Genomic DNA, 13397 nt, shown 5'->3' with positions numbered 1-13397 from the left:
CCCTGAGGAGGCAGCTCCCGTGAGCCCCCAGACCGAGACCTTCGTCGGCGACCGCGTCGACGGCCGCACCCCCGACCAGCTGCGGGAGGTGCGCATCACCCGGGGCTGGCAGGACCAGGCCGAGGGCAGCGCGCTGATCGAGTTCGGCCGCACCCGTGTGCTGTGCACCGCGTCCTTCAGCGAGGGCGTGCCGCGGTGGAAGAAGGGCTCCGGCTCCGGCTGGGTCACCGCCGAGTACGCGATGCTGCCGCGGGCCACGAACACCCGCTCGCCGCGCGAGAGCGTGAAGGGGAAGATCGGCGGGCGCACCCACGAGATCTCCCGCCTGATCGGCCGCTCCCTGCGTGCCGTGATCGACCTCGACGCGCTCGGCGAGAACACCATTCAGCTGGACTGCGACGTGCTCCAGGCCGACGGCGGCACCCGGACCGCCGCGATCACCGGCGCCTACGTGGCGCTGGCCGACGCGGTCTCCTGGGCGAAGCGCCACACCGATCTGCCGGCCGCGTCCGAGGTGCTCACCGACACGGTCAGCGCCATCAGCGTCGGCATCGTCGAGGGCCGGCCGCTGCTGGACCTCGAGTACCGCGAGGACGTCACCGCCGACACCGACATGAACGTCGTGGTCACCGGCACCGGAGGCTTCGTCGAGGTGCAGGGCACCGCCGAGGGCACCCCCTTCGACCGCGCCGAGCTCGGCACCCTGCTGGACCTCGCGACCACCGGTTGCGCACGCCTGGCCGAGATCCAGCGCGACGTCCTGGCTGCGCAGGCATGAGCGCCGCCTCCGGCGTCGTCCCCGCCGGGGCGCGGGTCATCCTCGCCTCCCACAACGCGAAGAAGCTCCGCGAGCTGCAGCGGATCCTCGCCGCGGCCGTGCCCGGCCTCGCCCCTGAGCAGGTGATCTCCTCCGCCGGGATCGCGCTGCCCGATGTGGTCGAGGACGAGGTGAGCTTCGAGGGGAACGCCCTGCTGAAGGCCCGCTCCGCCGCGTCGGCGACCGGGCTGCTCGCCGTCGCCGACGACTCGGGCCTGGCCGTCGACGTGCTCGGCGGCGCCCCGGGCATCTTCTCGGCCCGCTGGTCGGGCCGTCACGGCGACGACGAGGCGAACAACGACCTGCTGCTCGCCCAGCTCTCCGACGTGCCCGACGCGCATCGCGGCGCCCGCTTCGTCTGCGCGGCGGCGCTCGTCGGCCCGGACGGCGCCGAGCACGTCGAGCGCGGCGAGATGACCGGCACGCTGCTGCGGGAGCGACGCGGCGAGGGCGGCTTCGGCTACGACCCGCTGTTCCTGCCCGACGGCGAGGAGCTCACCTCCGCCGAGCTCACCGCCGAGGCGAAGGACGCGATCTCCCACCGCGGAAAGGCGTTCCGCGCGATCGCCCCGCACGTCGCCCGCCTGCTGGGCTGAGCCCCGGGCCCCGGGCCGGGCGGCACCGGCCCCACCCTGGCCGGCCCACCCGGACCCGACGCAGCCTGGCCGGCCCACCCGGCCCCGACCCGCCCTGGCCGACACCGAGCGCTGCATCTGGACCGCCACGACTGCCTGATGGCGGTACAGATGCAGCCCTCGGCGGATTCAAGGCGATGCCGCGGCGGCGCCACGGCTTTCCGCTGCGGCGGCTGCGATCATCTCGCGCATCGAGTGGCAGATCTCGACCGGATCCATCGAGCTGATCCAGTCGAGATCTGCCACTCGATCACGTCGAGGGGGCCGCGGGTCCAGTGAGGCCGGGCAGGGGCCAGCGGGGCCGAGCCGGGTCCCAGGACGGGCGCCGCTCGGACGATGCCGTTCAGGCGGCGCCCATGTACGCCAGCGCCCGGCGCACCAGCAGGTCGCGGCCGCCGTCCATCTCGTGGAGCGGGGAGGAGTCACCCAGCAGCTCGTCCACCCCGAACCAGGACAGCTCCAGGGCGTCCTCCTGCGGGGCGGTCTCCCCGTCGATCGGGACCACGTAGGCCAGCGAGATCGCGTGCTGGCGCGGGTCGTGGAAGGGGGAGACGCCGGGCGTGGGAAAGTACTCCGCGACCGTGAACGGGACGGGGGAGACGGGGACGCGCGGCATCGCCATCGTCCCGAGGTCCTTCTCGACGTGGCGGGCGATCGCCTCGCGCAGCGTCTCGTGGATCAGCACCCGGCCGGAGACGATCGAACGCACGATCTGGCCGGCGCCCGAGGCGCGCAGCAGCAGCCCCACTTCGGCCACGGCCCCGTCCACGTCAGTGCGCACCGGCACCACGTCGACGTAGGTGATCGGCAGGTGACGGCGCAGGTCGGAGATGCGCTCCGGATCGAACCAGGAGCCCTCGGAGTCCACGGCGGTGCGGCTGCTCATGCGTTCCCTCCCGGGATCGGTGCGGTGGTGGCGGCGCCCGTGGCGCCGGCGGTGGTGTGCGGCGCGAGCTGCGCCTTGTCGACGATGAAGCGGGGGTTCTGCGCCCGGGTGGGCACCTCGACGGCGTGGTCGACCTGTTCGCCGGCGATCATCCGCACCCGCCAGGTGGTGTCCTCGAGCTCGATCAGCGACAGCGTCGCGTTCGGGATCGAGGGCAGCGGGCGCTCGATGATGCCCGAGAGCAGGAAGCGGATCAGGGTGCCGTGCGCGACCAGCAGCACCTTCTGGCCGGGGTAGCGGGTCTCGAGGTCCTCGAGCGCGTCGTAGCCGCGGTCGGCGACGGCCTGATGGTCCTCGCGGCCCGGGAACGAACGACCCGGATAGCGGGCCTCCATCTCCTCGACGGGCTGTCCCTCGGCCGCGCCCCAGTCGATCTCGACCAGCCGCGGCTCCGTGCCGCCGAAGGGGATGCCGTGGTCCTCGCCGATGATGCGCCCGGTCTGCTCGGCGCGCTGCAGCGGCGAGGTGATGACCACGTCCCAGTCCACGGCGGGCAGCCGGTCGAAGGCGGCGTGGGCCTGCGCGATCCCGGTGTCGTTCAGCGGGATGTCCGAGGACCCCTGGAAGAGGTTCTGCAGGTTGAAGTCCGTCTGTCCGTGGCGGACGAGCCCGAACAGGGTCATGGGGCGCTCTCCTCGATCTCGAGCCGTGTGCGGTCGCAGGCCGAGGCTATCGCGTGGGGCTCCGAGGACGTGCATGGTCGACCCTGACGAGACTGGACCAGCCGGCCGACGATCCGGGCGGCCCGTTGGTCAGAGGGCGGCGAGCGCCTCCGCAACGGTCTCGTACCGGGCCCCGGTGCGGTGCACGCCGTCGTCGGCGAGCTGCCCGTCGAGAGCGGGGGTGAGGTCGAGCATAGTCGCTCCGGCCCTCTCGGTGACGGCCTCGAGCGCGGTGTTCGTCGCGGTGACGTCGCCCCACTCCAGCGGCGGCAGGGAGAACGACCAGCTCGGCGCCCGGGGCGGCGACCGCGACGGCCGCGAGGAGCTCGCCTATGTCCTGCCCGGCGTCGTCCGTGGTCCGCTCGTGCAGGGCGTCGTTCGATCCCGCCCAGACAATCACCCGCTCCGCATCGTCGTGGACAGTGTCGGGCACCGTGGCGGTGACCTCGTCGAGGAGCATGCCGCCCTGGCCCCGCACGGCGACTGGGGCATCGAGCACCTCTTACCAGGGCCCCCGTTCGATCTGGGAATCACCGATCAGCACCGTGGCCTCGCCCCGAGTCCGGTGAACCGCTCGGGAGCGTAGACCTCGAAGGCCGGTCGCCGTTCGTCGACGATTCCCAGGTCTTCCACGACTGGACGGGCTCCGCGTTCGGTGAGGTACCAGCCACCGGCCGCGAGCAGGGCGAGGTTCAGCAGCAGGGGGGACTGATGCGCGGGTAGGTGTCACATGATCTGTGGCGCTGAGAAGCGTTGCAGGGAAGGATGTGCATCATGCTCGCTCCCTACCCCCAGGAGTTCCGTGACGACGTCGTCCGCGTCGCGAGTAACCGCGAACCTGGCCAGAAGCTCTCACGGATTGCTACTGGGCAAGCGTTCGCACGAGAGCGACGCCACCCATGACGCACCATCACTGCGCCCGATCACCCACCGGTGGGGCCTCTTGACGTGCTCGTGCCTGTTGCGCCCGCCCGTCTCCCGTACCCGTTCCACACCTCGACGCGCCAGCCTCCTACGGCTGAGCTCAGCTGAGCGCGGCGGCGACGAGCACCCCGCCAAGCGGCTCGGTGATGGTCATGCGTTCTTCTTGTGCTTCTGGATCGTGGCCCAGAAGACGGGTGCCTCGACCTTCTCGCCCGTGCTAGGCCCAGCTTGCTGCTCGAGCTCGTCCGCGATCGCTTCGACGTCGTAGTCCAGCGCGGACGTCTGTGCGTCGCCGCTCGCGATGGTGGCGTTGATGTACTTGATCAGGCTGTCTCGGTCCATGCTCACTCCTGGTCGGCAGTGCAGTGGGGCGATCGTACTCACCGCCGGGCGGGGTCCGCCTCCCTCCACCATCCACGCCTCGTCGTAGCGGCGCGCTGCAGGCCGGGGCCGGGCGGCGCGGAGGTCGACGTGCTCGAGCAGCCACACGAGGTCGTGCGCGTCGAGCTCGGCGCGGCGTCCGACCCAGTCGGCGGAGTCAATCAGCAGCTCGTTGTCGCCGGCACGGACCCGGATCGAATGCTCAGGAAGGGCCGGATCGAGCTCGGAGTGGGCGACATTGATCCGCGGGCCGATGAGTGCGAGCCGGTACCGGATCGCGATGCCGTGGATCGTCTGCACGGCGCGCTGGTGCGCGAGGTAGAGCTCGTGGCTCACGCGGGTTCCATCCAGCCCGGGTCCTGCGACCCGTCGCCCTCCTCGAGGATCCCGCGGATCGAGAAGTGGACGAGCTCGCCGTTCGGTGCGACTCGGGTCTCGAGCAGCTCGTCGACAGTGACGAGGTGTCCTCGCCGAGCCGCGGCGGTGACGCGTCGGTCGATCTCCCGCTCGAGGTCTCGGAGCCAGTCCTTCATGTTCATGCCGCCATGGTGGGGGAGGGGTAGGACAGACCTACCCGGAGGGGCGATGTGCCCAATTCGTGCCCACCTCACCCCCGAGGGGCCCAACGGTGACCCTTCGATGCTGGTCAAAGCCAGAAGCATGCGTGCGCGAGAAGGGACTCGAACCCTCACGCCCTCGGGCACTGGAACCTAAATCCAGCGCGTCTGCCAATTCCGCCACTCGCGCGCCGGGCCAGCCTAGCTGGCGCGTCGCGGTGCGCCCGAACCGGCTCGTCGACGTGCTCCGGTAGGCTCGGACGGTCGGAGGCGCACGCCCGGACCGGTCCCGGTCGGCACAGCGCGCCCCACCTTTCACGGACACCGATCCCCGACCTCTCAGGAGTTCCCCATGAGCGCCCTCGCAGGCAAGACCGCCGTCGTCACCGGATCCTCGCGCGGGGTCGGTGCGGCCACCGCGAAGCTGCTCGCCGCTGAGGGCGCGAACGTCGTCATCAACTACCGCCAGAAGGCGCCGAGGGCGAACAAGGTCGTCGCAGAGATCGAGGCCGCGGGCGGCAAGGCCGTCGCCGTGGGCGCGGACCTCACCACGGCCGAGGGCCTCGAGGCGCTCATGTCTGCCGCGGTCGAGAGCTTCGGCGGGCTCGACCTGCTGGTGCTGAACGCGTCCGGCGGCATGGAGAAGGACCTCGGCGAGGACTACGCCATGCGCCTGAACCGCGATGCGCAGGTCGCCGCGCTCGAGGCCGGCCTCGCGCATCTGCCCGCGGGCGGTCGCGTCGTGTTCGTGACCAGCCACCAGGCCCACTTCATCGACGACGTCGAGACCATGCCCGAGTACGAGCAGGTCGCCCGCTCCAAGCGCGCCGGCGAGACCGCCCTGACCGAGCGCCTCCCGGAGATGCGCGACAAGGGCGTCACCTTCGTCGTCGTCTCGGGCGACATGATCGAGGGCACCGTCACGGCGACGCTGCTGGACCGCGCGCGTCCGGGCGCCCTCGAGCAGCGCCGCGAGGCGGCCGGGAGGCTGTACTCGGTCGAGGAGTTCGCGGCCGAGGTCGCGAAGATGGCGACGGCCGACGTGGAGACCGGGCACGTGGAGCTCGTCGGCGGCGCCGACGACTTCCTGGCCCGCACCAAGGGCTGATCGTCCGACCCGTACTCTCGATCACGATACGATCTGCACAGCAGACCCTGATCAACCCGGAGGCAGTGGTGGCAGACAAGAAGAGCCTGGACGACATGCGTGACGAGGCCTATCGGCGTCAGGACAACCTCGCGTCCGACATCGATGAGCTGATCGACCGCGTGAGCCCGAAGAACGCCGTGACCCGCTGGAAGAACGAGCTCGTCGGCTCGGTCAAGGGTTTTTCGGCCGCCGGTGACGGGAAGTCCGACTCGACCCTTCCTGTGGTCGTGGGCGGCGTCATCGGCGTGGTCGTGCTCGGCGCGGGCATCGCGGTGCTGGTCGCCCGCTCGCGGCGCGAGCCGAGGCGGGGCGAGAAGGTCGCCGCGGCCATGAAGGAAGCGCGTCGCAGCACCGAGCGCTCCGCGAAGAAGGCCGCGAAGTCCGTGAAGAAGTCCTCGCTGCCCCGCTCCAAGGGGGCGGAGAAGCAGGCCGCCGAGCTCGGCGCGATCCTGCAGGAGGCCGCGAAGCGGGCCGAGAAGAAGGTCGCCGCCGCCGGCAGTTGACGTCCGCGGCCCCAGCACGGCCGCTCCACGTCGCGACGCCCTGGACCCCGAGCGGGTCCGGGGCGTCCTCGCGTCCGTGCGCGCGCGGACCGGCCGGTCGGGACTCAGTCCACCTGACCGTCTAGGTAGAGCCACGTCCCGTCCTCGCGCACGAAGCGGGAGATCTCGTGCTGGACAGCGCGGCCGCCCGACCCCTTCGAGATCGTGGTGAACTCCACCGTCCCCGCGTCGTCGAAGGGACCGCCCGCCGAGCTCGCGTGGATCTCCAGCCGGAGCCAGCGCACCTCCTCGGCGAGCGAGGCGGCGAGATCCTCCCGCGAGGGGGCGGTGGTGGGGTGCCAGCTGCGCAGCAGGTGCTCCAGGTCCCGCACGGCGAAGGCGGTGTACCGTGAGCGCATCAGCGCCTCGGCGGTCGGTGCACGACGCTCGCGGCGCAGCACGGGCCCGCAGCAGGCGCCGAGCACGTCACCGCTCCCGCAGGGGCAGCGGGCGTCGTCGGGCAGGGGAGCAGGGGAATCGGCCATGGTCCCAGTATCGCCGTCGGACCTGGCAGGATCGCCCCATGACCGACCGTGACCCCGACAGCCCCGCCCTCGGCGCCGACGACGGGCCCGGCGCCGCCGGCCCGGCCGCACTCCCCGACGGCTACCGCCTGGAGCACGCCGCACCGGGGAGCGGGGAGTACGTCCGTCTGCGCGAGATCGCGGGGCTCAGCCCCCGCACCCCGGAGCAGGCGGTCGGCGCGCTCGAGAACAGCTGGGCCTGGACCACGATCCGCACCGCCGACGGCGGCCTCGCCGCCATGGGCCGCACCCTCGGCGACGGCACCTGGTACTTCCACCTCGCCGACATCGCCACCGACCCCGACCATCAGCGCCGCGGCCTCGGACGCGCCGTGATGGAGGACCTCATCGACCGGATCGAGCGGGCCGCGCCCCCGCACCCGTACATCACCCTGCTCGCCGATCCGCCGGGACAGCGCCTCTACCGCTCCCTCGGCTTCATCGACTCGGACCCCAGCCTCGGCATGCGCCTGCCCCGCTGAGCGCCGCGCAGGTTCCCTATCCTGGGACGATGAAGCGCTTCGAGATCGACGAGAACGACCCCCGCACCCCGCTCGAGCGCATGCTCGCGGGGGACTGGTACCGCGCCGACGACCCCGAGATCCAGGCCGCGTTCCGCCACGCGCTGGAGGAGTCCGACCGCTTCGGCCGCGAGTACCCCGCCGATCCCGACGGGGCGCAGGAGATCCTCCGCGAGCTGCTGGGGACCTTCGGCGAGGGCGCGCACGTGCGCGCGCCGCTGCAGGTGGACTACGGCAGCCGTCTCCACATCGGGGCGGGCACCTTCGTGAACTTCGGGCTGACGGCCCTGGACGTCGTGGACATCCGCATCGGCCGCAGCTGCCAGCTCGGCCCGAACATCCAGCTGCTCACCCCGATCCACCCGCTGGAGCCCGGGCCGCGCCGGGACGGCTGGGAGGCGGCGGAGCCGATCACCATCGGCGACAACGTCTGGATCGGCGGGGGAGCGATCATCATGCCGGGCGTGACCATCGGCGAGGACTCCGTGATCGGGGCGGGGTCCGTGGTCACCCGCGATATCCCAGCGCGGAGCCTCGCCGTCGGCAGCCCCGCGAAGGTGATCCGCGAGCTCTGAGCTGTCCTGCCGGCCTCGGCGGCGCCCGTCGGGCGCGTCCGCGCTCCTGCCGACGGCCGCGCCCGCGCGCTCAGCGGCGCGACCAGCCCTTCGTCGACGGGCCCACCGTCGGCCGCCATCCGGTCTCGGACATGAACCGCACCGAGGAGACGCGCAGCGAGCGCCGCTGCACCTCGAGCCGGGTGCCGACGATCGCCTGCGTGATCTCGGGATAGAACTTCGCCGGCGTCTCGACCCCGGCCTCCATCGCGAGGTCCTTCGCCCAGCGGCCGCGGGTGATCGGCTCCCCGCCGACGTTGTAGAAGCCGCTGTCGGCCCGCAGCGCGGCGACGAAGGCGAGACCGGCATCGGTGTGGTGGAGCAGGGTGATGTAGTTCTCCGGCTTGCCCAGCAGGATCGGGTCGCCCTCGCGGGTTGCCTTCAGCGCATGGGTGGTCTGCGGGTCGCGGCCGAACAGCTGGCCGAGGCGCAGGACCACGGCGCTGCGGCCGGAGGTCGCGAAGTCCACCGCCGCCCGCATCTCCCGCACGCGGGGGCGGAACGCCTGGTTGCGCACGGACAGCGGCTGGTCCTCGGTGATCCAGTCGGTGCCGTTGTCCGGGTAGAGGAAGACAGAGGACTCCTGGATCAGCTTGCGCACGCCCGCGTCGGCGGCGGCCTTCGCGATCGCGACGGAGGCCTCGAGGTGGAGGCGGTCGTCTTCGCGCCAGGCGAGCGGGCGCAGGCCCGCCATGCCGACGGGCACGTGGGCGAGGGTGTTGATCACGACGTCATGGCCGCGGAAGGCGCGGGCGAGGTCGGTCGCGTCGAAGACGTCGGCGACCACGGCGGCACCGCCGCGGCCCTCGACGATCGGGACCCCGGAATCGCGGCGGGTGATGCCCGTGACCTCGTGCCCGGCGGCGACGAGCGCCTCGACGGCCTCCTGGCCGAGCACTCCGGTGGCACCGGTGACCGCGATCCTCACGCTGACCTCCTTCGCTGAGGGCCGTTCCCCGGCCCTCGCGCTGACTTCCCTTGGGAGGTACGAGTCTAGGGGATCGGCGCTGGTCCCCGCGCCGCCGACGGTCTCTGTGGCTCGGGCGGCACCATCGGTCCGACGGTCTCACCTTTCACCGCATGATCGACCTCGAGCTGTTCCCGTTCCGTGCGGAAAGAGGGCTGTGCGTGGACGGTGCTGGCACCCGAGAGGCCGTCGACGCATGAAGGCGTGCGAAGGGCGTGCGACGCGGTATGGAGGAGGCCCTCTTCCGTTCGCCCTTCCGTTCGGTTCACGGCCTGTGCATCGTCCGCCGGTCGGCCTACGGTCGAAGGCGAGCAGATGGCTCAGCTGGCCTCAGGGTCGGCTCACCGGAAGAGGAGATCACGATGGCTGATCAGAACAACCCCGGACAGGTCGGCAACCGCAGCGATACAGAACAGCAGGCTCAGAAGGGCGGCCAGGAGAGCTCCGGCAGCTTCGGCGAGAAGAACGCTGCTGATCCCAGCGAGGTCGGTCAGGAGGGCGGCCGGGCCAGCTCCGGCAGCTTCGGCGAGCAGAACGCCGCCGATCCCAGCGAGGCCGGGCGAAGTGGCGCAGAGGCGCAGCCGGCCGAGGCGAAGCGCGAGGGCGGCCGCAACAGCGGCCAGGGTTCCTGACAGCTCGCGCGCCTGGTGCGCCCGGGCGAGGACTCCGGGATCGGAGAGTCGTCGGCGTACCTGCAGCGAGAGCCCTCGCGAGCGCGCCGGGGTGCCCGAGCCCGTTGACGACCGCTGGTCGACCGACCATTGAACCGACTGTTCGAGGAGCCACCGATGACGAAGAGTTTGGAAGCAATCGCCCTGGTCTGCACGCTCAAGGCGTCGCCGGCGGTATCGAGCAGCGATGTCATGGCCCGGCAGGTCCTCGACGAGCTCGGCACGCACGGTGTGCATGGCGACGTAGTGCGTGTGGTCGACTTCGACGTGCGGCCCGGGGTCGAGGAGGACATGGGCGGCGGGGACGAGTGGCCGGCGATCGCGGATCGAGTGCGCTCCGCCGATATCCTCGTGTTCGCGACCCCGACCTGGCTCGGCCACATGTCCAGCGTCGCCCAACGGGTTCTCGAACGGTTGGACGCCGAACTGTATCGGACGGATGCGCACGGCCGCCCGGCGATGTACGGCAAGACGGCAGTGGTGGCCGTCGTGGGCAACGAGGACGGCGCCCACAAGATCATCGCCGACTCGTTCCAGGCGCTCAACGACATCGGCTTCACGATCCCCGCGCAGGGTGGCACCTATTGGAACAGCGAGGCGATGAATCCTCGGGACTACAAGGACCTCGCGAAGACGCCGGAGGCCGTGGCGTCGACGACGAACGCTCTTGCTGCCAACGCGGTGCACCTCGCGACGCTGCTCTCGGACAGTGCCTATCCGGGACGTTAGCCCGTCCCACGTCCGGCGGGTCCGCGCCTCCTCCTCCGACGTGGCCACCGCGTGAAGGCCGTCGTCCGGGGGCAGTTCGATCACGTCGGAGAGAGCCGACAGAACGGAGAGTTCGACGATGCCGCAGAAACGCCGCCCCTTCGACGCCACATGGCTGCCCTTCGGAATGATCATCGGCTTCGCGCTGTCCATCGGCATCCTGCTGCCCCTCACCGGCAGTGTGCTGATCACCGCCGGAGCAGGCCTCCTGCTCGGTGCTGCCCTCGGCATCGTGCTGGGCCTTCGGCCCTGACGTCGCCCGATCTCCGGCTCACAGGGTTGCACGTCCCGGCCGTTGAGGGACGGCCGACCAGATCAGCGGCGCCTGATCACGACGTGTCCGTAGGGGACCTCGTCGATGGCCTCGGACTGTTCCGGGACACGAAGAAGCCCCACCGGGTGACCGGTGGGGCTTCTTCCTCGGGTGCGCCATCAGGGACTCGAACCCCGGACCCGCTGATTAAGAGTCAGCTGCTCTAACCAACTGAGCTAATGGCGCCGACAGAGAAGAACTCTACCCTCGCGACGCCCGCTGTCCAACTCGGGAGGCCGTGCTGTGAGCGAGGGAACAGCGAGGGGCGTCGAGGAGGGCCAGCGAGCAGGGGCATGGGGCCGGCGACGCCGCGCTCAGGCGAAGCGCTGCACGGCCACGGGATGGGCCGCGACGAGCTCGCGGATCTCCTCGTCCTCGGGATCGGCGAGCACCTCGGCCAGCGGGCCGCGGGCGAGGATCCGGCCCCGGCCGAGCACCGCGATCTCGGGGCACAGCCGCTGCAGGAGCTCGAGGTCGTGGGAGGCGATGAGCGCGCCGATGCCGAGGCGCTCGATGGTCGCGCCGAGGGAGCGGGCGAGGCGGGCGCGGGTGTTGGGGTCCACGGCGGTCAGCGGCTCGTCCAGGACGAGCAGCTCGGGCCGGGTCGACAGCGCGGTCGCGAGGGCGACGCGCTGGATCTCGCCGCCGGAGAGGGTGCGCATGGTGCGGGGCAGGAAGCGCTCCTCGAGCCCGACGCTCTCCAGCGTCTCGGCGGGGGAGACGGAGTGGGTGCGGCCGCCCTTGCGGGCCTCCTTCGCGGCGAGCTGGAGGCGGGAGCCGACGGTCTCGCGAGGGTCCGTGATCGTCATCGCGTACTGGGAGACGAAGCGGACGGCGGCGCGGAAGCGGCGCCTGTCCTTCCCCCGCAGCTTCGCGACGTCCCGCCCTTCCCACTGGACGCGGCCGGAGCTGGGGCGGTGCTCCCCGGCGAGGGCCGCCAGCAGCGTGGTCTTGCCCGCGCCCGAGGCTCCGAGCAGGCCCAGCGGCCCCTGCCCGGCGCGCAGCTCGAGGTCGACCCCCTTGAGCACGGCCTCGCCGGGATGTCCGGCGTGCAGGGCGGTGGCGGTGAGGGCGGTCGGTGCAGGCATCGGTGACTTTCTCGCGGAGTGAGCGGCCTCGGTCACTCTAGCCAGCCCGGCTGGGCCGCGCCGGGGAACACCCTCGGAGTGGACCACCCGGGCGGGCGACCAGACGGCTCCCGACGAGGCCCGACGCGGCCCGACGCGGCCCGACGCGGCACCTCCGGGTCAGCCCACGGCGTCCTTCGAGAGGAACGAGCGCATCATCCGGGCGAGCTCCTGGACGGGACCGTCGTCATGGGTCGGACCCTGCATCGCCCGCACCGTCTTCTCGCGGACGGCCAGGTTCAGCACGAGTCCGAGCAGCGCCCTGCCGGCGAAGCCGGGATCGACGCCCCTGCGCAGCATCCCCTGCTCGCCGTAGGCGGTGAAGCACTGCTCGAAGATGTTCTCGTGCACGCGTCGCAGCCGCGCCATGCGGAAGCGTCCCGGGTGATCGCCGCTGACCGCTTCGGCGGCGAGCGTGGCCAGCAGCCGCACGTGCAGGGCCCCCGGGTGCCAGGTTGCCGCGAGCTCCTGCATGAGCGCCTCAGGCTCGACGCTCAGCCGCTCGACCTCCTCGAGGGTCCGCTGCGTGCGGTCCTCGAGGGAGTCGATGACCGTGTGGAGCAGGCTGTCCTTCGAGGGGAAGTGGTGCATGAGCCCCGGATGGGAGATCCCGATGTGGCCGGCGATGTCGCGCAGGCTCGCCCCGTGATAGCCGTGCTCGGCGAACATCTCGGCGGCCCCGGCGAGGATCTCCTCCCGCCTGCTGCGCGGTGCGATGCCCCGACGGGCGCGCTCGGTGAGGATCGTCGGGCTCGCCGCGGCGGACGGGAGCCGTCGGGGATCGTCGGATCCAGCGGTCGCCGGGGCATCGGTCCGCCGGTGGAGCTGCAGCGGCGGCGAGTCCGAGCCGTCGGCCCTCGGGGCGGCGGGGCTGAGCGGGCACGACGGGAGCGTCTCGGGTGCCTTGATGCTCATGGGCACCGCCTGCTCGGGATCGGCGAGGTCGATCGCCTGACGCAGGGGGAGGAGCCCATCGACGTCGATGTGCTGCATGTCCAGGAGGTCCAGGGTGAGGCGCGGAGCGGGTTCGAGACCCCGGGCCTGGGCCACGATGGGGAGCACGGAATCGTAGGTCCGGACGGTGAGGCATCCGGCGATGGAGAGGACGACCTCGTGGAGGTCCAGATCGACATGGACCGTCACGGAGAGGGAGTGGGGCATGAGAGGAGGCCGTTTCGTGCACGCTGGCGGAGAGGCCTCCTGCTAGACCTCACCCGGAGCCTAGCCCACCCGGGGACGAACCGCGCTCCTGCGTCTCGAACGACGTGGTCGAGGGCG

The 13397-nt window shown here is 71.7% G+C and carries 18 protein-coding genes and 2 tRNA genes; 10 read left to right on the top strand and 10 right to left on the bottom strand.

The genetic code is table 11. From position 1 onward, the window contains the following. Positions 1 to 19: 19 nt before the first annotated feature. Both rph and rdgB read left to right on the top strand, forming a co-directional pair. Positions 20 to 778, top strand: coding sequence for a ribonuclease PH (gene rph / locus L3K22_RS04580; RefSeq protein ID WP_263310356.1), 759 nt, complete (start codon positions 20 to 22; stop codon positions 776 to 778). After that, complete coding sequence (gene rdgB, locus L3K22_RS04575; protein WP_263310355.1) at positions 775 to 1413, top strand: RdgB/HAM1 family non-canonical purine NTP pyrophosphatase; 639 nt, start codon at positions 775 to 777, stop codon at positions 1411 to 1413. Before rph ends, rdgB begins: the two co-directional genes overlap by 4 nt. Before the next feature lie 382 nt (positions 1414 to 1795). Here the strand turns inward: rdgB and L3K22_RS04570 are convergent, their stop codons facing one another. Beyond that, entirely contained in the window at positions 1796 to 2338 is a 543-nt protein-coding gene (locus L3K22_RS04570) for a DUF4916 domain-containing protein (protein WP_263310354.1), read from the bottom strand. Further along, positions 2335 to 3021, bottom strand: a complete 687-nt coding sequence (locus L3K22_RS04565; RefSeq protein WP_263310353.1) for a histidine phosphatase family protein — start codon at positions 3019 to 3021, stop codon at positions 2335 to 2337. Before L3K22_RS04565 ends, L3K22_RS04570 begins: the two co-directional genes overlap by 4 nt. A gap of 253 nt (positions 3022 to 3274) precedes the next feature. Here L3K22_RS04565 and L3K22_RS04560 point away from each other — a divergent pair, with 253 nt between their 5' ends. Beyond that, complete coding sequence (locus L3K22_RS04560) at positions 3275 to 3646, top strand: hypothetical protein (RefSeq protein WP_263310352.1); 372 nt, start codon at positions 3275 to 3277, stop codon at positions 3644 to 3646. A gap of 488 nt (positions 3647 to 4134) precedes the next feature. Here the strand turns inward: L3K22_RS04560 and L3K22_RS04555 are convergent, their stop codons facing one another. The 3 genes from L3K22_RS04555 to L3K22_RS04545 form a co-directional block, all read right to left on the bottom strand. Then, positions 4135 to 4701 carry a hypothetical protein gene (locus L3K22_RS04555; RefSeq protein WP_263310351.1) on the bottom strand — a complete coding sequence of 189 codons (567 nt, stop codon included), beginning with the start codon at positions 4699 to 4701 and terminating at the stop codon, positions 4135 to 4137. Continuing rightward, positions 4698 to 4904, bottom strand: a complete 207-nt coding sequence (locus L3K22_RS04550; RefSeq protein ID WP_263310350.1) for a hypothetical protein — start codon at positions 4902 to 4904, stop codon at positions 4698 to 4700. Before L3K22_RS04550 ends, L3K22_RS04555 begins: the two co-directional genes overlap by 4 nt. Positions 4905 to 5030: 126 nt before the next feature. Then, positions 5031 to 5112 (bottom strand) — tRNA-Leu (locus L3K22_RS04545). A 162-nt stretch (positions 5113 to 5274) separates the two neighbouring features. Between L3K22_RS04545 and L3K22_RS04540 the strand changes: the two genes are divergently transcribed. Both L3K22_RS04540 and L3K22_RS04535 read left to right on the top strand, forming a co-directional pair. Continuing rightward, a complete protein-coding gene (locus L3K22_RS04540; RefSeq protein ID WP_263310349.1) occupies positions 5275 to 6030 on the top strand; it encodes an SDR family oxidoreductase in 756 nt (251 codons plus the stop codon). Between the two features lie 68 nt (positions 6031 to 6098). Next, positions 6099 to 6575 carry a hypothetical protein gene (locus tag L3K22_RS04535; RefSeq protein ID WP_263310348.1) on the top strand — a complete coding sequence of 159 codons (477 nt, stop codon included), beginning with the start codon at positions 6099 to 6101 and terminating at the stop codon, positions 6573 to 6575. Between the two features lie 104 nt (positions 6576 to 6679). Here L3K22_RS04535 and L3K22_RS04530 read toward each other — a convergent pair whose 3' ends face one another. Further along, a complete protein-coding gene (locus L3K22_RS04530) occupies positions 6680 to 7099 on the bottom strand; it encodes a YchJ family protein (RefSeq protein WP_263310347.1) in 420 nt (139 codons plus the stop codon). A 38-nt stretch (positions 7100 to 7137) separates the two neighbouring features. On the opposite strand from L3K22_RS04530, the gene L3K22_RS04525 reads away from it, so the two are divergent. After that, positions 7138 to 7620: a GNAT family N-acetyltransferase gene (locus tag L3K22_RS04525; protein WP_263310346.1), complete on the top strand. Its 483-nt coding sequence runs from the start codon at positions 7138 to 7140 to the stop codon at positions 7618 to 7620. 29 nt (positions 7621 to 7649) lie between these two features. Further along, complete coding sequence (locus L3K22_RS04520; RefSeq protein ID WP_263310345.1) at positions 7650 to 8234, top strand: sugar O-acetyltransferase; 585 nt, start codon at positions 7650 to 7652, stop codon at positions 8232 to 8234. 70 nt (positions 8235 to 8304) lie between these two features. Here L3K22_RS04520 and L3K22_RS04515 read toward each other — a convergent pair whose 3' ends face one another. Further along, positions 8305 to 9201, bottom strand: a complete 897-nt coding sequence (locus tag L3K22_RS04515) for an NAD-dependent epimerase/dehydratase family protein (protein ID WP_263310344.1) — start codon at positions 9199 to 9201, stop codon at positions 8305 to 8307. Positions 9202 to 9602: 401 nt separating this feature from the next. Between L3K22_RS04515 and L3K22_RS04510 the strand changes: the two genes are divergently transcribed. From L3K22_RS04510 to L3K22_RS04500, 3 genes are all read left to right on the top strand, one after another. Next, positions 9603 to 9872: a stress protein gene (locus tag L3K22_RS04510; protein ID WP_263310343.1), complete on the top strand. Its 270-nt coding sequence runs from the start codon at positions 9603 to 9605 to the stop codon at positions 9870 to 9872. 156 nt (positions 9873 to 10028) lie between these two features. After that, positions 10029 to 10640, top strand: coding sequence for a flavodoxin family protein (locus tag L3K22_RS04505; protein WP_263310342.1), 612 nt, complete (start codon positions 10029 to 10031; stop codon positions 10638 to 10640). Between the two features lie 118 nt (positions 10641 to 10758). Further along, entirely contained in the window at positions 10759 to 10932 is a 174-nt protein-coding gene (locus tag L3K22_RS04500) for a hypothetical protein (RefSeq protein WP_010549725.1), read from the top strand. 172 nt (positions 10933 to 11104) lie between these two features. Here L3K22_RS04500 and L3K22_RS04495 read toward each other — a convergent pair. The 3 genes from L3K22_RS04495 to L3K22_RS04485 all read right to left on the bottom strand — a co-directional run bounded on the left by L3K22_RS04495 (position 11105) and on the right by L3K22_RS04485 (position 13280). Next, positions 11105 to 11178, bottom strand: a tRNA-Lys gene (locus L3K22_RS04495). 128 nt (positions 11179 to 11306) lie between these two features. Continuing rightward, positions 11307 to 12080, bottom strand: coding sequence for an ABC transporter ATP-binding protein (locus L3K22_RS04490; protein ID WP_263310341.1), 774 nt, complete (start codon positions 12078 to 12080; stop codon positions 11307 to 11309). Positions 12081 to 12239: 159 nt separating this feature from the next. After that, the gene (locus tag L3K22_RS04485; RefSeq protein WP_263310340.1) at positions 12240 to 13280 is read right to left on the bottom strand and encodes a TetR/AcrR family transcriptional regulator; all 1041 of its coding nucleotides are present in this window, start codon (positions 13278 to 13280) and stop codon (positions 12240 to 12242) included. Positions 13281 to 13397: the final 117 nt, after the last annotated feature.

This window comes from Brachybacterium atlanticum (assembly GCF_025669985.1).
Lineage (GTDB): Bacteria > Actinomycetota > Actinomycetes > Actinomycetales > Dermabacteraceae > Brachybacterium > Brachybacterium conglomeratum.
Note: the sequence above shows the minus strand (reverse complement) of the source record. Positions and strands in the feature narration are given on the sequence as shown.

Excerpts from the sequence above, each read along its gene's own strand:
- rdgB (WP_263310355.1), top strand. The coding sequence starts at position 775 with ATGAGCGCCGCCTCCGGCGTCGTCCCCGCCGGGGCGCGGGTCATCCTC.
- L3K22_RS04570 (WP_263310354.1), bottom strand. The coding sequence starts at position 2,338 with ATGAGCAGCCGCACCGCCGTGGACTCCGAGGGCTCCTGGTTCGATCCG.
- L3K22_RS04565 (WP_263310353.1), bottom strand. The coding sequence starts at position 3,021 with ATGACCCTGTTCGGGCTCGTCCGCCACGGACAGACGGACTTCAACCTG.
- L3K22_RS04550 (WP_263310350.1), bottom strand. The coding sequence starts at position 4,904 with ATGAACATGAAGGACTGGCTCCGAGACCTCGAGCGGGAGATCGACCGA.
- L3K22_RS04540 (WP_263310349.1), top strand. The coding sequence starts at position 5,275 with ATGAGCGCCCTCGCAGGCAAGACCGCCGTCGTCACCGGATCCTCGCGC.
- L3K22_RS04530 (WP_263310347.1), bottom strand. The coding sequence starts at position 7,099 with ATGGCCGATTCCCCTGCTCCCCTGCCCGACGACGCCCGCTGCCCCTGC.
- L3K22_RS04525 (WP_263310346.1), top strand. The coding sequence starts at position 7,138 with ATGACCGACCGTGACCCCGACAGCCCCGCCCTCGGCGCCGACGACGGG.
- L3K22_RS04520 (WP_263310345.1), top strand. The coding sequence starts at position 7,650 with ATGAAGCGCTTCGAGATCGACGAGAACGACCCCCGCACCCCGCTCGAG.
- L3K22_RS04510 (WP_263310343.1), top strand. The coding sequence starts at position 9,603 with ATGGCTGATCAGAACAACCCCGGACAGGTCGGCAACCGCAGCGATACA.
- L3K22_RS04505 (WP_263310342.1), top strand. The coding sequence starts at position 10,029 with ATGACGAAGAGTTTGGAAGCAATCGCCCTGGTCTGCACGCTCAAGGCG.
- L3K22_RS04500 (WP_010549725.1), top strand. The coding sequence starts at position 10,759 with ATGCCGCAGAAACGCCGCCCCTTCGACGCCACATGGCTGCCCTTCGGA.
- L3K22_RS04490 (WP_263310341.1), bottom strand. The coding sequence starts at position 12,080 with ATGCCTGCACCGACCGCCCTCACCGCCACCGCCCTGCACGCCGGACAT.
- L3K22_RS04485 (WP_263310340.1), bottom strand. The coding sequence starts at position 13,280 with ATGCCCCACTCCCTCTCCGTGACGGTCCATGTCGATCTGGACCTCCAC.